We start from the raw sequence: 17,257 nt of genomic DNA on the forward strand, positions 1-17,257 counted from the left end.
TAATGTTCTTCCTGGAAAAATAGGGGAACTGCTTCCAACAGGTAACACTATACCATTCAGGCAATAATATCGGTATTGGTCCACCAGAAGGTGAAGAAAGTTACTTTTTATGATGTTCGATTCCCTCATCAAAGCAAAAGTTAGTCACTTACCCTCCAGTTTTCTCGATTTCTTGCTCGGCTGTCACCGGCTCATTCTTCGCAGCACTAGACAGTCTTAATACCGAATACATCGCGCCGGTGGCGACGGTTCCAGCGATAATAGATAACAGATATATCCCGACGTGACCTACCGCTGGGCTGCCCGGTTATACAGGGATACATTTTTTCTGGAGCATTACCGGCGGACACTGTCCCGGACAAGATCCGATCATTACGAGAAAAAGTGGAACAGCAGAGTCTACATAATTAACTGTTGTAAAAAAACCGACGCTAACGGACTTCTGTCCATATTCGGGCATTTCCCTGGTGGTGGCTATTCGGGAAAGTTACATTTACTGAATGTGAGGCACTCTTTCTTCGAGGTTGCTGGATAAAATATCCCGCCGAACTATCTGCCAGGCTCAACGGGATAGTATTGAGATTATGACCGGACAAGCAGAGATGCATTATCGTGATAGGCATAACGATCGGGTACAGCACAACCAATCTGCACCCCGGAATGGTCCGGAGTCAGAATCAGCCCACCTTGTGCAACATGTATATGCAGAAGGTTATCACCTCCGGCCACGTTTAGGTGTAGCGCAGGGACACCGTGATTGATTTCGATCAACACCCCAAAGCATGGCTCTCCAGTCTCGCCCACCAGCTCCAGTGATGTCTGGTTCGCTACATGGAGGGTAGCGGTGTAAGGGCGCCCGTCTTCATCGGGGAGCATCTCACTGTCTTCCGCAATGCGCCAGTCTACCATTTTGAGCTGTAACTGTTGTTCGATACCCTGTGTCAGACCGGCATTACTTAAAATCCCCTGAATACCCGCTCGCTGTGATTTCACAGATACAGGAACAGATACTGCCTCCATATCATCACCTTCTTGCCAGCCCTCTATGTGATAGTTAGCCCAGACATTGTGATCCGGTGACGGAAGACGATCATCTGCTTCAATATGCAGATAGGGTGTGCAGTCGACATCAGAGAGATAGGGTCTCGATATATCTCCGTCAGTAACCCCGTTAACGACACCACCACAGAAATCGGCAACAACACATCCGATGGCCTTCATGAACTCCTGGTGAGCTACACGTGTGTCCAGTTCGCCAAGCAGTTCAGGTTTAACCAGAAGAGCCGTTACAATTTCGGCCAGTTCTGCAGGTAAAATTTGTTTTGTCATGTTGTCTCCGGTGTAACTTAATCAGGTGCGGTTAACGAAACAGGAAAGTATATTGCTATCGGAAGTCAGATAACCGTCAGGAACTGCTTCAACACCCGATATTCATCAGGAGTGAGCGTTTTCAGGTCGGTTTTTTTTATAGAGGAGCCAGAAACAAAATTGATGACTCCATCGGTATCTTTTTCACCGCCAGTGCGATAGTTAAGCAGTATGTCATCGAAGCGATGCTCTGCGTTGACGTTAGCCGGGCAGCGAAGAATAAATTTCTCTGGAAATTCCAGTTCACCGTGGATCTCGGTAAAAGAACAGAAGTAATAGTGCATACTTTCTGTAAATGCGGTTCGCTCAGCTTCAAGGAACTCGTGGTTACCAGTCCAGCGAATAAAGTCACGGGAAACGACACAAGCAGCACCGCCATAGCCATCGGTGCGTCTGAAGTTATTGGAGGTGTGTGATACTTGAAACTCGATGAGTTCATTTCTTTCAAAGGCAATGAGTGATGCCTGAGCAAAAAGCGCTGCATGCTCTGAATTGAAATTACCGCAATCACTGTGAACAAGGAAACCCTCAGAACATATTTCACCATCAAATGACCAGTCGCAGTCATCAATAACTTCATCAACAGTTCTGTCCGGATGATTCAGCACACAGTGACGCACAACACGTTCCATTTCAGACAGGTTTTCAGTGCTCGGACAGGAGATGAGCTTAGCAATGAAATTGTCGTCAGGCTCAAATAACTCATTCATTGCTTCCAGTAGAACTTCGCTCTGAACGGGGGTGGTATTAATAACAAATGCAGAAAGCGAATAATAGTCAGCCATTTTAATCTCCATGTAATATTTAAGTATAAAGAGGCAAGGAAGTTTTAATACGCTCATCATAACAAATAGAATTAGCTCATCAAGAGGGTATTTTTAAAAGCATTAAACTCATAATTCAGGAACAATTTATCTGAATGTTTATAGGTTGTCGCCACTAAAAACACCACCAAACTTTAGATGAGAGGCAATTAAAAGTAAGATAAAATGAGTTTATCCGCCCTGATTGCTGGATGAAATTAGCAATCACATTGAAAATGTAATACTCAATGGCAATGCTGAAACACACAAATTGTATTCCCATAAAGTAATTGAGCTAAGAACATAATCAATTTCATCAAGCAACTCATGTAACGAGTTGCACCAGATATAGTCACTTCGATATTTAGTAATCCAGAATCTTGACCACCATGTTCTGAGCATCATGAAAATATCACTATCACCTAGACACTGACCATGGATCTCATCGTGCCAGTCCCTGAGCCATTGTTTGTGCTCCCCAGGACGGCAGAAATTGAGGTGCTGGCTTGAAATGGCCTTAGCGGTATGAAACGAGATTTCTTTTGATTGCGAATGGCTGGTGGTCTTGCGCTGGTCCCGCAGTTCCATAATCCTTTCACGGTGATCGCGGCGCTGTGTTACCCGGGGCTGTAAGCCTGGAAACATCGCTACGGCCACAGACCATGAGAGCGGCAGAGTAAAGGCTTCTCCACGGGTATCAATCAGGAGATCGATAGCACGGATGTAATCCATTTTTGTAGCCTCACCACGAACTGACGGATCATAAGAAGCATCGACCTGACGGACATCACTTGATGTAATTTGAGCCTTACCCGTTAATGCTCTGAAAAAAGCTTTTGCATAGGCCAGCTCCCCCAGATTCCTGCCCATGGATCGACGGCGCTCTACGTAAGCAACAGAAGCCATTGCACAGTGTTGATATAAGCCAAGAGGAACAAGTTCTGTACCTGCCATGAAATTTAACCCTCATTTAAAAGCTGGTTTAGTTGACATGATTATCCTACCAGGTTTTATTTGTTCCGTAAGGGGTGTTTTGAATAGTGAAATCACAGGAAGAAAAAAACCTGGATAAACACTGAATGTCTATGAAATGGTACAGGGAATTAAAAACTATCAATTTGAAAATTTCAGTGTTAAGATGATTTCGTGAATTACTATGAGATAACCACCTTTTCACGTATTTTGAACATTTTAGCATCTGGCATATTTTACATATTCGACGTTTTATTTCACTACATACTGATGATGCCCTTTATAATTTCTTGGTATTTAATTTATATCATTTACTTTAGTGATGCCGGGTTATCCAGTCTGATGGAAAATATGAAAGATGGAGTGGGGATGTGTCTGATTTTAAATCTACCAGCAGCATGTTTATATGTGGCATATAAAACATGGATAGATTACAAAAGCGATACAATAACGTTACCTTAAAATTAACCCCGGCAATTTCATCACGTTCAAATAAAAACCACAAATAGACAATGGAAGCCCTGCAAGATGTTAAGGCTTCCCCTGCCGAATTACCTGATAAGGTTTTCAATTAAAGAAGAAATATAGTCTCTGTCAGCATGGCAACCCGTTAGTGTTACAGGATCGAAAACGATATTGTCTGAATCAACATAACGGAGACGTAGGTAAACTTCCTTTCGCAATTCATTCTTCCTGTTTTCCATCAGGACCGGAGAATAATCCCTTGGAGCCATTAGCATTATACATAATGCAGCGACAATACCTATTGTCATATAAAAGTAAAACGAACTTTCAAATAAATCCACACCTGTCTTTGACAACTCAAATCCAGTGAGCATGAAAATTCCATATGTACCATAAGTGAGAATGTTCAATGCGATGAATCCCACAACCAGGTACATTAACAGCTCATGCATTCTCGATATATCCGGTTCAGCTGTTTTGCCCTGAGGAGGCGCAAAAATAGCCGATCGCCCCGTCTGATTTGTTTCGCTACCAGAGTAACCGCCACCACCCAGAACTACGCCGGACTGAGATAGTCCACCGCCTAAGAGTGTGCCGGATTTTTGTGTAGTTGTCGTCTCTCGCAGATATAAACCACTAATGGATACTCCCTCAGTGGGGCCGTAGCTGACCTCAATAATTTTCATAAAATCATCCGTTTGTTCAGGTGACAACCATCTTAGCAACAGCAGTACCCGGTGTTTTTCTACACAGAGCGGAAAAGTGCATTTAACCAAAAATTTTCTATGGGCCTGAAAACTGAACATAAAAATGGCGAGCCTAACTGAACACAACTTGATAGCTAAATGGTATTCTTCTTGAAAACCGGCAAAGGATTCAACTAACCAGGGGTGGTTTGTTGAATGTGGAGCATTCGCCCCTTTGCCGGTTTGACTCTTCCTGCCTGAAGCCGACACCTCTGAATCTGCAGGCTTTCTTATTAAGTCCTGACCATTTCCTTAAACACGACAGAGTTGCCGGATTTTTGTTCAATCCCATGATTATTACGTGACAGTGTCACTTAGTAGATTCTATTTGATTAGAATCATGCCGTGATGGTTACAGGTGAAACAGCTAGTTTGCTAACATTATTTTTATGCTTTGCTTGTGTATTAATGAAAAGGCGTTTCATTAATATCATCGAACTTAGATCGGAAACATAAATTCAGATTTGAAGGATTTTGGAGATCGGATATCGGTTTGACTAAAATTCGCCCATTTTTTAACACTTCGAATAATAACGATTATTCCAAGTGTTAAAAAACGGTAAAAACAAGGAGAGCGGTTTTGTGCATCTAACTATGGGGGCAAAAAAGTAACTTTTTCGTCTAAATTCAGCCAGGTTGCGCTACATGAAATCTGAGAAAAAATGAAGGGGTGAGTGCGTCAGATTTTACGTAGCGCACGAAGCCTAAAGTGAACATTTCCTGAGCAAAAATCATCAGTCATGGTTTGAGAAGAAAGTCAGGGGGGAGCAAAAGGGCCGAAGCCCTTTATCTGTTCAGCCGTTAACTTCTGGTTTTGGTGGGGAGTTGGGGAAGGGGGCCAGCCGGTGCAACCCAGGAGGCCCAGCCATTCTTACCATATCGCTCATTATAGTAACTTTCTTTGATCGCCTTCCGCGCCAGATATGAAGCGGATTCCATACCAAACACCTCAATAGGAAACAATTCATGGCCCCCTGTATCTGTCAGGCAAAAATCAGGGAATACATCATTATTTGAGGCGTCATATCGAAGGGGTTTGATAAACGATCTTTCCTGTTTATGTAGATAATTAAGCATGGTCAGTTCATAGCTTGAATCAGCCGGGATCCAGTTATCATCAACCGTCATCAGGGCTAACTGGAGGGTTTTGAGATAGTACGCATCTTTCCCTTTAAATTGCCCCAAATCCCCTATAGCAATACAGATGACGTTGCCTCCGGCCCTCCAGTTTGCTATTTCAGTGGGGAATCTCTTCTCCAGAAGAGTCCAGTCTTCTGTATTCATGAGCACGACCGGAACACCAGAAAAATACTTAAGCGGGAGACGTTTTGATTCATTGGAATGCTTTCCAGGATTATATTTTGACAGTGCATTCACGCAAATGAGACGTTCTTTGTTAATCAGAACCTCTTCTGTCATTTTTATATTCCTGGCTACCTGGGGAGTCGATGGATATGCCCCAACCAGTAAATGAGAGGACAGTGGAAGTGAGGCCACTTTTATTTTTTCCGCTGAACTGGTTAGAAGGTTGAATACCTTTGCTGGATTACGTTTCCCGGCCATTTTTGGATACCAGCGATTCAGGCCGCTGTCATCCCAAAGGAACTGGAGTAAACCTAACAGTGACATACTATTTTGCGAGACCCCACCGGGGGTATTCCTGTTATCTGGTGGCACGATCGACGTTGATTGCGAGTCAGATGAGGCTAATGCCACGTCGAGCCTGATACCATAGCCACCATCTTTAAGGTCTTTGACCACGCTTTGTGTGTAGCATTTTAACCCTGAATTATCTTTATCCAGAGTGAAGAAAATACAATCAGGAGAATGCTGGCTACCTGTATTCGGATACCGTGCCAGAAAATACGTATCGCCGGCTGTATGATATTTTACGGCAAGTAATTTTGGGCCTTTTCCCTTACAGGAACAGCTTACCTTCGCGTCTACAGAAGCGTGCGCACGAGATAAAACGGCATACCAGCTCTTTTTAAATTCCTCTTTGGTCTGGAAGTCTCTTGAATACCTTTTACTGTCCACTCCATAAGATACAATCACATCACTTACAGTAGACATAAGCCCCCCCTTTTCCTGAGCTGATATACTTTTTTATTCGCTTTCGGCATTAATTTTCATATGGATTGACACAATAGCATGTAATTAATAAAGTAACCTATACTTCGAAAGTAACCTTTCAAATTCATTGTAATTTTTCCCGTTCAACTCACAATGAATGATTATAACCCAGAGACAGTAAATGATTAATATCCCGATGACCAGATTTACCATTGTCCCTTTGTCTGTATTTATTTTATCTGTGCCGATGCTTTCCTGTGCTGAAACCATTTCAGGGAAAGTTGTGCGAGTTATTGATGGCGATACTGTCCAGGTTTATGACGGCGCTACAAATACCAGAGTGCGGCTCTATGGGATTGATGCCCCGGAGAGTAAGCAGGCCTTCGGCCAGAAGGCAAAGCAAGCCATGACACAGCTGGCAGCAAACAAGGTTGTCGTTATTGAGGACCACGGGCAGGACGTGTATGGCCGTATGCTGGGTACCCTCTATCTGAATAACCAGGATCTTAATGCCGTTATGGTCGCAGAAGGCATGGCATGGGCATATCGTTATCAGGGGCGGCTTACGGTTCCTCAGTATGGTTCTCTTGAGCAAAATGCACGTAACGCAGGTAAAGGGTTATGGTCTGACCCACACGCGGTAGAGCCACGCCAGTGGCGTAAAGCAAATAATTAAGCACTGAGTGACATTTCATCCTTTAAGGCATCGAACCGGCGGCCATTTAAAAAGTAACTTTTATTTTGTCGCTGTCATTCAGAAATTACAGAAAAACCGAGGTTTTTTATGGTCCAGATTCTCAATACAACGGGTTTGAATTATCACGTAGAGCAAACCATCGCGAATGCCGAAGAGCGCATTATCCTGATAAGCCCTTACCTGAAACTCAGCGCCAGAATTAAGGAGCTTATTGAAGATAAAAACCGTATGAAGGTAGATATTCGTATCATCTACGGTAAATCTGAACTCAACCCAAAAGACCATGAATGGCTGGTCAGTTTGCCCTACGTTCGACTGAGTTTCTGCCAGAACCTTCACGCTAAATTTTATGCTAATGAAAGCCAGAGCCTGATATGCAGCCTTAATCTGTATGATTTTAGCCAAATCAATAACCATGAACTGGGGGTGTTAATTGTTAAAGATGAAGACCGGGAAGCATTCAATGCTTCTATTACAGAGGCCCAGCGTTTAATCCGGATCAGCACTGAAAACATTCCATCCCCAGCATCATTGCAAACCGCTGACTCTGATTCGAAAAAAAATCAGGAACAGAAAAAAGATGTTTCGAAATCATCCACAAAAAGTGACGATAAAACTCACGTATCTACTGATGATAAAACCACTGATTTGGATGACAGCGCAGGCAAAGACGATGAAGCTAATGCCGAGCCTGCAAATAAATTAACCACCACAAATTTATCAAAACAGCACAAGATGGGGTTATCCGACATGTATACGAAGCTGATCACAGCGGGATACCTCAAAGATAATGATGGTAAGTATGAATTGACACCGTTAGGGGTATCTATTGGCGGTGAAAGTAAACTTAATCGTTACAGAAAAAATGGAGAGAAATATTTCATGTGGCCTTCTGACATCTCAATCTAATCTGGCCTGCCGATAAAATAGTTGGGTGGTTTTGATAACAAAGCCACTCTTGATTGAATCATTGCTTCAATGCTCCTACCCAGTCATCATTCTCTTAACGATACCCGCCAGAAAGTTACTTTTCTTCAACGACAGCAATGTTATGGTCAAAATCCCGCGCTCGCTCTTTATGAATATGTGCCTTTAAAACAGGGTATTGACGAAGCGATCTAATATGTCATCCTTTAAAAAAAGGGGACAATATGACTTCCCACGAACTGAAAGAAACGAATCTTGTAGAAAGCGTTGTGTCTGAGCGGGACATGGCAATGAATCTCTTTATTAATGGATTAACTGCCATATCCGAAGCGGAAAAACTGATGGGCATCTCCCTTATTGATCAGCTCAGAATTGCATATGTTCGCTTTAACCCAGCCCATTTAGATAACCAGATAGAGAGGGCGAGAGTTTTGATTGACAGAGAATCATGGAAGAAACTCATAGACCGAACATCATTAAATATTTACTGGAATGCACCTCAACTGAAATCATTTATTGACGAATTGATAACAGAACCGCCCATTATGACGATTCAGGCAGCAAGAGAGAAAGTCTCTCATACGGTTAATAATCGGGCAGACATACTCTGCGAGGGCCTGGTTTCATGCCTGGGTAATCTGAGCCATGATTTTAAAAAGAACGCCCGAAGCTTTGTTATCAATGAAAATATGGTCATAAAAAACGGGTTCAAGAAGGATGTACACTACCTTGACGAAACGGATCGAGACCTGAACAGCCTCAATGACCTTTACAGGATTTCCCGGTACATAGAAGGGCTATCCTACAGCCAGCAGGATGTTATCGTTCCTAAGCTTTTTGCTCTTCGAGAGAAGAATGATTATCAAAAAGTTGACTATATCGACACGGATTTAAATATTAAATTTATTGTGTATGGAAACGGAAACATCCATATGCGGTTTATGGATAGAAAGGTCCTGGATGGGCTTAATGATGTGCTTGCATCATACCAGAGAAACAACCTGCCTGACGTGAAGTAAATGCCCCGGCACTGGGTGCCGGAGCTTTAAACTACTGCTGAATACCTTCGACAGAGATAATAAGCTCAACGTCCTGCGAGGCCGGTCCAAGGTCGGTGGTGATATTAAAGTCTTTAAGGTGGATATTGCCGGTTGCTTCAAAACCTGCGCGTTTACCACCCCACGGATCATCGCCTTTTCCAATGAGTTTCGCATCCAGCGTTACCGGGTGCATTACACCATTCAATGTAAGGTCGCCGGTGATATCGAGGCCTTCACCATTCTTTTTAACTTCTTTGGAAACAAAGGTGGCTTCCGGGAATTTTGTAGCATTCAGGAAAGAGGCTGAACGAATGTGCTTATCACGTTCAGCATGGTTAGTGTCGACGCTACCCATTGCAATTTTGACACTGACTTTGTCCGACGCCGGGTTAGCTTCATCGTAAGTGAATGTACCGTCAAAGTCTTTGAAAGTACCATATAACCAGCTATAGCCCAGGTGTTTAATCTTAAAATTGATAAAGGCGTGTTATTTAGTTCATTGATTCATCCGTAAAGCTCATCTATATATACTTACGTCAATCTGGTTTACATAAACTTAATATTCACTCTTCCATTTCGATTTTTCAGGTTTCGGCTGTTGTGTTGTTTACCACCCAACCTGTTTGTACATCCAAATGTTAATTGATTTAAGCTCAAACCTGACTATTCAGTCGCATAGCGGACCATGGCCTAAAAAAGTGATTAAGAATTAGCCAGTACAAAATTCTATAATCAGAATTATTCCCTTAACCCAACCATTAATGAATCTCACTCTGTCATTAAAAATATCGACTTACAAATAAATCGTTCTAGGAATCAGTCCATTTAATGTGCGCATACATAATACTTTATAAAGAAAGCTTGCCGAATTATGTGTACTTAATATATTGTATGTCCAGCACCGAAGAGACACAAACAATCAAAATACGAGGTCATAATGAGCGAGACACTACAGGTTCTAAACAATATTCGTACACTTCGCGCTCAGACACGGGAAGTGGCTTTAGAGGCGCTCGAAGATATTCTTGAAAAATTAACGGTAATCGTTAGTGAGCGTCGTGAAGAAGAAAAAGCAAATGAAGAAGCAAACCGGGTGCATTTAGAAAAACTCAGTCAATATCGTGAAATGCTGATTGCTGATGGTATTGATCCGAGTGAACTAATGTCTACAACCGGTATCGTAAAAGAACGGAAGCAGCGTAAATCTCGTCCTGCGAAATATGTGTACACCGACGATACCGGTGTGGAGAAAACCTGGACAGGCCAGGGACGTACACCGGGTCCAATTCAGGCCCAGCTCAATACAGGCAAATCACTTGAAGATTTCCTAATCGAAAAGTAAATTTCGAATCGATATGAAGCCACCATTCTAAGGTGGCTTTTTTCTTTTACTCAATAGCTGTTTAACACGTCTTGATGTTTTCAACCCACTGCGCTTGTCAAAGTACCTCAAAGACCGTAGTACGAACTTCTGACCCATTACATCTCTTCCTTCACCGCTGTACTGGATGATCTGGTATTAACGACTGAAGTACGCCAGTGACCTCTCTTGTGGTATTCTTCTTTCCCCAGTAGCTGCACTAGCACGGAGATTTCTTTGACTGTTCTACCTACCAAACGCCCAGATACAGAACTGGCTCACTTTTCATGGTGTATCCTTATCGCTGTTGCGCTTGCTCGCAGGGAAGGAAAGATACAGTCTTCGCTACAAACCCATATGTTTATTATGCAATGGTTGTCTACTGCACAGAAACGTAAACTGTTTCCCAGATCATTAGCACAGGATATTATCTGGTTACAGGAACAGGGTAAGCATAAGGGCCCGTCTGCACGCCTGTATAATAAGGTTGAATATTTATGGCTGGCGAGTTCAGGTGAGTTAACCAAACAGAGTACCTTATTCAGGTTCACCTGCATGATAGACACACTTCGAACTATGGGATGGCAGGATTATCTGCTCTCGGATACAGACTGGCAGAATGGCTGGACATCTGGCCCCGGGAAACCTTCTATCTATACGCAGAAATCAACGCTTAAAGATTTTTTTACTCAATCTGGAATGCTCATCCAGCCCCTTAGCATACGCTTGTCCGGATGTACTGACGGTATATATCCCTTGCTAGAGCAGTGTAGGCTTAGTTACGAGTCTCAACCTGCAACCGAAGGGTTTTCCGTTCTGCAGTTAAATGCTGATACGAAATGATGAGCATGTTATCTTCTTCAGTCAGAAAGCACAGACGCACTAAGGTTGAATGAATAACTGGCTGAATACCAATTCGCCTGAGAACGAGAACCCGTTAAATGAAAAATGATATGATAGTTCCATATATCGATCCTTTTATAGAGTACAAAGGGTTAATAACTATCTGTTTGGTTGTTTTCCTGGTTTTCTTGCTTTGGTTAACACTAAGGCATCTTGCAACCTATTATGTCGCCATTAAAATACAGACAGCCCATAAGAAAGGACTCGCTAATGATGACCATCCTGAGGTCACCCAATGGCTCAAAAACAAGAGTATTACGTTCTTCTGCTTGCATCTTGCAGCACTGGTCGTCATATCATACAGCGCAATTCGTTTTTACTTGCAGAACTATCCGTAACCACGGTTGTCATAGCATTTACTACAGAACATGCAGACTACAGGGCTATCAATAAGGATGTTTTCTGGCCGACTCAAGATCTCGACACATCAATAAGTTAGTGGAGTCTTAAAATGAAAGTGAAAGAGTTAATCGCCATGCTGAATGAAAGAGACCCTGAGGCAATAGTTCTGATTTCCGGCTATGAAACAATAGGAGGCACGGAAGTCGCAGAAGCAGATGTTCTCGTTGAAATGCAGTCTATATGCTTAGACAAGGCTGATAATCTGACAGGAAATCGTAAAGTTGTTCCTTCTGGTGGTGAAGTTTCTGTTTGGTTAGGCTGGAAAGACGATTACCGTACAAACATGTTTTTAGAAGATGCCCAAATTCCTGATAAAGACGAATGACGTTCAGTGAAGCACCAAAGGCAGATTGTCAGTTCGTGGAACTTGAACACCCACAAAAATAATCCCCTTAATAATCAATAACTTTGTCAATGCAGTTTTAAAGTGTCACCTCTTTCTGCAACATAGAAATGGCACTTAAAGCTCATGTTTTGGTTGCGGTTCAACTTGTAAGGAGGTGTATAATTTCCTTGGGATTTTTCTAACAAAGAAGGATTACAGGAATGAGTGGGAATTACTGTGCATTTTATGTTGCTGAGCCTTTTCATGAGGGCGCTCTGGGAGCTCATGCTACGAAAGACTTCGTTTATTACAACACACTGAGAATGTGGAAAGGAGCGGACTCCGGTTTCCCTTTTACCAATTCACACGATACAACTTATAACGTTCGTGATGGCAGTAACTGGGAGCAAACTTTAATGCCTCGCCTCAGACAGCGTCTGCGGAATTCTAAGAATATTATTCTATTCCTGAGTGATCGAACTATAAATTCTCGCGCTCTACGAGAAGAAATTGATTACGGTATTAATTCCTTGGGGCTTCCTGTAATTGTAATATACCCTGACTATGACACAAAAGAAAGTTTGCTAGTTAACAACATTTTAAAGCAGCAAATACAAAATTTATGGTCTAAGATTCCCGCATTCAGAGATTCAATGCATTTAGTTCCCACGTTGCATATCCCAATGAATAAAGCTCTTATCAGACAATCACTGGCAGATAGTAAGTTTATGGTGAAAACCAAAACCGTTCCAGATGTATATAGATATAGCGCATAATGTAACTTAAGCGCCGATTGTGGCGCTTTGTTTTTGCATAGATATAGGAATATTAAATGTCTAAGGTTAGTCTCTGTGACAAGCAGGTTTTCAATGAGTTTAAGGGATATGCATCATTATTGTTCGGTTTTATCGGTGCAGTTGTTATTTTTGTCGACATTCCTGCAAATCAAAAAATTGCGGCAGGTTTAGCTTGCATTGCAGTGCTTATTATCGCCTATCTTTGGTTATGGTACAGAGCAAATAGCTTGAGGGAGATTAATCTAACCATTGAGGAAAGTACTGTTATCATTAAAACAGGAGATATCTTCAAACAGGAGGGTTTGAAAGCGATCGCTTTCAATGAATATTTTGATACTCAGGTTGATGAGCGAATTATTGCCGGAAGTAGTCTCAATGGTAAATTTATCAACGAACATTTATCTTGTACTGTAAGTGAGTTGGATGATTACATTAGTAACTATAGGTTCGATGCCGAAGAGATAAAAGATAGAAATGAGGAAAGGATTGAAGGTAAAAAGCAAAAATTTGAAATTGGCACTATTTGTGTTTATGGTGATTACATACTCACTGCGCTATCTAAGTTTGACGAGCACAATGTAGCTCATCTCACAATGCCTGAGTATTTAGGTTTTCTAATAAGTTTTTGGGATAAGGTTAATCGAGTCTATGCTCAAAAAAGTGTTTCTGTCCCAATCTTTGGGTCTGGACTTACAAGAATAAAAGGCCACAAAATTATCGATGAGCAAGATCTATTAAAGATAATGCTTTGGACTTTTAGGATAAGCGAAATGCGATTTAAACATCCAGCGAAATTAACAATAATGATCCATGAAGGGAAGATAGATAAAGTCAATCTTTTAGAATTAAAGACAGCAAGAAATGGCTTGTGATTAAATTAATGATGAAGGCCTAAGCAATGGCCTTCGTAAATTAAATACCATTGACAATCCATTCAATTGCACCAGGGGTGCGAATCCAGGTTTTTAAATTATTATTCACGTAATATATGGCTTCATCCATTTCACCTAACGTAATATATCCACTGTTAGACTTGGGCTGTAATCTGCACTTCGATAACAAGCCGGGGATGTGTCTATTAGAATCAATCGCAGCTTTAGCGATATCATTGGCATCTGGGGATGACTGCCGGTAGGCGAGGAGGGCGCGTGTATACTGAAGAAACGGGCGCATATCCCCAGGATAATCGTCCAGTAGCAAGGCCAGATCATCCACCATTTCAAGCTCAAGGTAATAGTTCGCTAATAAATGACGAATCCCCTGGTTATCGTTCGGGTTGAGCTTCAGCATTTCGCGGCAGTGAGCCATAGCCGGATAAAAATTACCTGACTCCCATAAGGCCTCAGCCAAAGCTGCTTTTGCTCTCATATATGGACGTGTTTCGACAAATCCCCAGAAACGTCCTGCGAACTCCTGAAAATCCTCGCCAAGAGCAATGCTGGCTGCGTACAAAGCCGTCTCCAGATTCCCGATTTTTGACTCAGGAGGTTCTTGAGATAACTCGCAGTAGAATGAGTATGCGTCAGCACAGAGCGGGGATTTCTTGATAGCTTTTCTGATGAGTTTCAGCACAACGTCCAGGTCATCAGTTTCCCAGGCATCGAACATGAACTCCTGAGCCGCAGCCAGATCCAGATGTAATTGCTCAGAACTGACAGCATTTTTATACAAATCAACGCGCTTTTTAGTCGGGAATTTAATCATCTCAAGTATCCTTTTGGGGGCTCACTGTTCCGGTACTTTGCAGCACTGATGGTCGATTCTATCGCTTTGAACTTGCCACAAACAAGCTCGGGTCTGCCAGAACGGGATTGATAGCCCGGAGCTGTTCCTGGACGCGCACCTGAGCCTTACGGCTGGGCGATTTTTTGCTTCGTTCCCGTTTGCCTTCGCTTTCCCGCTCATCCTGTTTTACCTGAGCCAGTCTGAGTACAGTCCCGAGACGTTTGTTATCGACAATCTGCCCCTGGTCGACACAGGCCAGCTTATCAAATGCCTGGCACTTAAGGCTCCGGTGTCCATAGTGGAAGGCGAGGGTGCCATCGGGATAGTCCAGTATTTTAATTTTTTCACCGGCAAGACGGCTATTTTCTTCTGTTGGGTCCATGAGATAAAGGATCTTATCGTACTGGAATGTCAGTGATTTCGACACGGTACGAACATCATGCCAGGCAAAGATGTCTCTTAACTCACCGGGGCTTTCCTGCACCGGACGATGCAAATCTTTCGGGAACCTGGCCGGACGTGAGAATCGGCGGTTAAAGTCTGCAATGAAAGTGGCAAGCCAGGCATTTGCAGCCTCAATGCCGGTAATACCTTCCAGACGCATTTCTTTGATCAGTCGATCCTGAAGCGTCTGATTCGCACGTTCCACGCGGCCTTTAGCTTCAGAGCTGTTGGCACATATAAGCTCGATTGCCAGGTCATAGAGCACACGTCCGAACTGGGTAACGGTGGTATTGCGGTTCTCCGGACCACTGACGCGAAATATTGCGTGTTTGTCACTGTACAGCGATACCGGTTTCCCATGCTGCTCAATGTATTCCCGGGTTGCCAGCATGTAGTCAAAGGCTGTTTCTGACTCGCTGAACCGCAAATGCATCAGGCGGCCGGTGGCATCATCGATAAATACCAGAAGGCAGCATTTTGGCGCACGGCCTTCAAACCAGTCATGGTGGGAGCCGTCGATCTGGATAAGTTCACCCAGGCAATCACGCCGATGTCGAGGTTGATAAACCCGTGACTTGCGACGAGCATGCGGAACCCAGAGTCCGTCCGACGTCATCCAGTTGCGGACAGTCTCGATTGAAAGCCGGATATCATGACGCTCTCTGAGTTTTTCTGCGGCCAGTGTGGGTCCAAAGTCGCTGTAGTTTTCACGTATTAGCGTGAGTACGCGTAGTTTGAGAGATTCGGTCAACCGACGGTTGCTGGGTTGACCGCGTTTGCGGCTGACAAGTCCTTCAGCACCAGAAACCCGGTAACGATTGATAAGCCGTTGCGCCTGACGTTCTGAGATGCCAAGCTGTGACGCTGCATCGCGACGGCGTAGGCGCTTTTCACAAACAGCCTGTATCACTGGCAAGCGATGAATTTCTTTATCTGACATGGTCACCAACATCCGTTGAGTCCCTTAGAATTGCATTCAGTTTAGCTTACTCTAAGGTGACGTTTCTATCTGGATAAAAGGGAGTGCGGACGAATTCCTGGACCTTCAGGGGTTAATTTATGCATTCATACGAGGACCGGATCCGGGCCGTCGAACTCTATTACCGGTACGGAAAGAAAGCCTCCGTTGTCGTCATGGAGCTGGGATATCCTTCCACAAAACAGCTGGGCCGTTGGGTTCGGATTTATGAAGAGAAGGGCGATTTACCCAGGGAATTAAAGCCAAGAGAACGCTATTCACGGACACAGAAAATTGCTGCTGTTGAGCATTATCTTACTCACGGTGGTTGCCTGTCGTACACTCGCCGAGCCATCGGCTACCCCAGTAACGAAATTCTAAAGCGCTGGATTGAAGAGTTTTACCCAAATGCGCGTCCCCTGGTCATTCGCTCAGGCACAAACAAATGCTTCAGCCCGGAAGAGAGGTCTCAGGCCGTCCGGGAGCTCTGTAACCGACGTGGAACCGCGCGTAAAGTTGCACAAAGCATAGGCGTCAGCGTCCCGGTCCTGTACAAATGGAAGAAAGACCTTATCAGTGACGAGGCTTATCAATCCATGCGCAAACGAAAGGCAGCCCCTCAAGATAAAAATCAGGATGCTTTACTCGGTGAAATCCAGCGACTCAGGCAGCAGGTTCATCAGCTGCAGCTCGAACGTGACATACTGACAAAGGCGAATGAACTGATAAAAAAAGATCTGGGCATCAGCTTTCTGACACTGAAAAACAGGGAGAAAACCCTGATAGTTGATGCCCTTAAGAAAAAGTACCCCGTTGCTGAGTTGCTAAGCGTTCTGCAACTTGCCCGCAGCTGTTATTTTTACCACAAAGCCAGCAAACGTCTGTGCGATAAGTATGCGGAAATACGCGTGATCATGGCCGATATCTTTGAGGAGAATTACCGCTGTTACGGCTACCGGCGCCTTCACGCGATGCTTCGCGGTAACAACAGGGTTATTTCTGAAAAGGTTGTCCGCAGACTGATGGCAGAAGAGCAGCTCGTTGTTAAGCGCACCAGGCGACGACGATACAACTCTTACTGTGGCGAAATCGGCCCGGCACCGGAAAATTTACTCGCCCGGGATTTTAGTTCCTGCAGGCCAAATGAGAAGTGGCTGACCGATATTACGGAGTTCCAGCTTCCGGCTGGAAAAGTCTATCTGTCGCCGGTTATCGACTGCTTTGATGGCCAGGTTGTAAGCTGGTCGATAGG

At 43.6% G+C, this 17,257-nt stretch carries 16 protein-coding genes and 1 pseudogene; 9 read left to right on the top strand and 8 right to left on the bottom strand.

All coding sequences use genetic code 11. The features are described from left to right. Positions 1 to 582: 582 nt before the first annotated feature. The 5 genes from KOSB73_RS25385 to KOSB73_RS25405 all read right to left on the bottom strand — a co-directional run bounded on the left by KOSB73_RS25385 (position 583) and on the right by KOSB73_RS25405 (position 6,427). Complete coding sequence (locus KOSB73_RS25385) at positions 583 to 1,329, bottom strand: hypothetical protein (protein WP_044348226.1); 747 nt, start codon at positions 1,327 to 1,329, stop codon at positions 583 to 585. A 65-nt stretch (positions 1,330 to 1,394) separates the two neighbouring features. Further along, complete coding sequence (locus KOSB73_RS25390; RefSeq protein WP_098141153.1) at positions 1,395 to 2,153, bottom strand: hypothetical protein; 759 nt, start codon at positions 2,151 to 2,153, stop codon at positions 1,395 to 1,397. Positions 2,154 to 2,396: 243 nt separating this feature from the next. After that, complete coding sequence (locus tag KOSB73_RS25395; RefSeq protein WP_044352047.1) at positions 2,397 to 3,125, bottom strand: plasmid SOS inhibition protein A; 729 nt, start codon at positions 3,123 to 3,125, stop codon at positions 2,397 to 2,399. Positions 3,126 to 3,694: 569 nt separating this feature from the next. Then, a complete protein-coding gene (locus KOSB73_RS25400; RefSeq protein WP_133116579.1) occupies positions 3,695 to 4,564 on the bottom strand; it encodes a hypothetical protein in 870 nt (289 codons plus the stop codon). Positions 4,565 to 5,155: 591 nt separating this feature from the next. Further along, a complete protein-coding gene (locus KOSB73_RS25405) occupies positions 5,156 to 6,427 on the bottom strand; it encodes a DUF1173 family protein (RefSeq protein WP_098141156.1) in 1,272 nt (423 codons plus the stop codon). Positions 6,428 to 6,608: 181 nt separating this feature from the next. On the opposite strand from KOSB73_RS25405, the gene KOSB73_RS25410 reads away from it, so the two are divergent. From KOSB73_RS25410 to KOSB73_RS25420, 3 genes are all read left to right on the top strand, one after another. Beyond that, positions 6,609 to 7,103 (top strand): thermonuclease family protein, encoded by a 495-nt coding sequence (locus tag KOSB73_RS25410; protein WP_009655004.1) that lies wholly within the window; start codon positions 6,609 to 6,611, stop codon positions 7,101 to 7,103. A 108-nt stretch (positions 7,104 to 7,211) separates the two neighbouring features. Further along, positions 7,212 to 8,033, top strand: coding sequence for a phospholipase D family protein (locus tag KOSB73_RS25415; protein ID WP_009655014.1), 822 nt, complete (start codon positions 7,212 to 7,214; stop codon positions 8,031 to 8,033). Between the two features lie 242 nt (positions 8,034 to 8,275). Beyond that, entirely contained in the window at positions 8,276 to 9,070 is a 795-nt protein-coding gene (locus tag KOSB73_RS25420) for a DUF4942 domain-containing protein (protein ID WP_009655016.1), read from the top strand. 31 nt (positions 9,071 to 9,101) lie between these two features. On the opposite strand, the pseudogene KOSB73_RS25425 reads toward KOSB73_RS25420, so the two are convergent. Next, positions 9,102 to 9,578: pseudogene (locus tag KOSB73_RS25425) on the bottom strand (YceI family protein); the annotation flags it as partial. 450 nt (positions 9,579 to 10,028) lie between these two features. Between KOSB73_RS25425 and KOSB73_RS25430 the strand changes: the two are divergent. The 5 genes from KOSB73_RS25430 to KOSB73_RS25455 all read left to right on the top strand — a co-directional run bounded on the left by KOSB73_RS25430 (position 10,029) and on the right by KOSB73_RS25455 (position 13,750). Then, entirely contained in the window at positions 10,029 to 10,433 is a 405-nt protein-coding gene (locus KOSB73_RS25430; RefSeq protein ID WP_042928831.1) for an H-NS family histone-like protein, read from the top strand. A gap of 255 nt (positions 10,434 to 10,688) precedes the next feature. Then, positions 10,689 to 11,294, top strand: coding sequence for a DUF2913 family protein (locus tag KOSB73_RS25435; RefSeq protein ID WP_042928834.1), 606 nt, complete (start codon positions 10,689 to 10,691; stop codon positions 11,292 to 11,294). Between the two features lie 511 nt (positions 11,295 to 11,805). Continuing rightward, positions 11,806 to 12,081, top strand: a complete 276-nt coding sequence (locus tag KOSB73_RS25445) for a hypothetical protein (protein ID WP_009655011.1) — start codon at positions 11,806 to 11,808, stop codon at positions 12,079 to 12,081. A 221-nt stretch (positions 12,082 to 12,302) separates the two neighbouring features. Beyond that, positions 12,303 to 12,857, top strand: a complete 555-nt coding sequence (locus KOSB73_RS25450; protein WP_004862036.1) for a TIR domain-containing protein — start codon at positions 12,303 to 12,305, stop codon at positions 12,855 to 12,857. 56 nt (positions 12,858 to 12,913) lie between these two features. Further along, positions 12,914 to 13,750 (top strand): macro domain-containing protein, encoded by an 837-nt coding sequence (locus KOSB73_RS25455; RefSeq protein ID WP_004862033.1) that lies wholly within the window; start codon positions 12,914 to 12,916, stop codon positions 13,748 to 13,750. 40 nt (positions 13,751 to 13,790) lie between these two features. Here the strand turns inward: KOSB73_RS25455 and KOSB73_RS25460 are convergent, their stop codons facing one another. Both KOSB73_RS25460 and KOSB73_RS25465 read right to left on the bottom strand, forming a co-directional pair. Then, a complete protein-coding gene (locus tag KOSB73_RS25460; RefSeq protein WP_042973673.1) occupies positions 13,791 to 14,582 on the bottom strand; it encodes a tetratricopeptide repeat protein in 792 nt (263 codons plus the stop codon). A 58-nt stretch (positions 14,583 to 14,640) separates the two neighbouring features. Then, complete coding sequence (locus KOSB73_RS25465) at positions 14,641 to 15,987, bottom strand: ISNCY family transposase (RefSeq protein ID WP_077258062.1); 1,347 nt, start codon at positions 15,985 to 15,987, stop codon at positions 14,641 to 14,643. A gap of 119 nt (positions 15,988 to 16,106) precedes the next feature. Here KOSB73_RS25465 and KOSB73_RS25470 point away from each other — a divergent pair. After that, positions 16,107 to 17,257, top strand: a 1,151-nt coding sequence (locus tag KOSB73_RS25470) for an IS3-like element ISKpn38 family transposase (RefSeq protein ID WP_098141158.1), incomplete at its 3' end; no start/stop codon positions are given.

Source organism: Klebsiella grimontii (assembly GCF_900200035.1).
GTDB classification, from domain to species: domain Bacteria; phylum Pseudomonadota; class Gammaproteobacteria; order Enterobacterales; family Enterobacteriaceae; genus Klebsiella; species Klebsiella grimontii.

What these genes read in the sequence shown, in the direction of transcription:
- KOSB73_RS25455 (WP_004862033.1), top strand. Translation starts at nt 12,914, where the DNA reads ATGTCTAAGGTTAGTCTCTGTGACAAGCAGGTTTTCAATGAGTTTAAG.
- KOSB73_RS25445 (WP_009655011.1), top strand. Translation starts at nt 11,806, where the DNA reads ATGAAAGTGAAAGAGTTAATCGCCATGCTGAATGAAAGAGACCCTGAG.
- KOSB73_RS25450 (WP_004862036.1), top strand. Translation starts at nt 12,303, where the DNA reads ATGAGTGGGAATTACTGTGCATTTTATGTTGCTGAGCCTTTTCATGAG.
- KOSB73_RS25385 (WP_044348226.1), bottom strand. Translation starts at nt 1,329, where the DNA reads ATGACAAAACAAATTTTACCTGCAGAACTGGCCGAAATTGTAACGGCT.
- KOSB73_RS25430 (WP_042928831.1), top strand. Translation starts at nt 10,029, where the DNA reads ATGAGCGAGACACTACAGGTTCTAAACAATATTCGTACACTTCGCGCT.
- KOSB73_RS25460 (WP_042973673.1), bottom strand. Translation starts at nt 14,582, where the DNA reads ATGATTAAATTCCCGACTAAAAAGCGCGTTGATTTGTATAAAAATGCT.
- KOSB73_RS25415 (WP_009655014.1), top strand. Translation starts at nt 7,212, where the DNA reads ATGGTCCAGATTCTCAATACAACGGGTTTGAATTATCACGTAGAGCAA.
- KOSB73_RS25410 (WP_009655004.1), top strand. Translation starts at nt 6,609, where the DNA reads ATGATTAATATCCCGATGACCAGATTTACCATTGTCCCTTTGTCTGTA.
- KOSB73_RS25390 (WP_098141153.1), bottom strand. Translation starts at nt 2,153, where the DNA reads ATGGCTGACTATTATTCGCTTTCTGCATTTGTTATTAATACCACCCCC.
- KOSB73_RS25420 (WP_009655016.1), top strand. Translation starts at nt 8,276, where the DNA reads ATGACTTCCCACGAACTGAAAGAAACGAATCTTGTAGAAAGCGTTGTG.
- KOSB73_RS25465 (WP_077258062.1), bottom strand. Translation starts at nt 15,987, where the DNA reads ATGTCAGATAAAGAAATTCATCGCTTGCCAGTGATACAGGCTGTTTGT.
- KOSB73_RS25395 (WP_044352047.1), bottom strand. Translation starts at nt 3,125, where the DNA reads ATGGCAGGTACAGAACTTGTTCCTCTTGGCTTATATCAACACTGTGCA.
- KOSB73_RS25405 (WP_098141156.1), bottom strand. Translation starts at nt 6,427, where the DNA reads ATGTCTACTGTAAGTGATGTGATTGTATCTTATGGAGTGGACAGTAAA.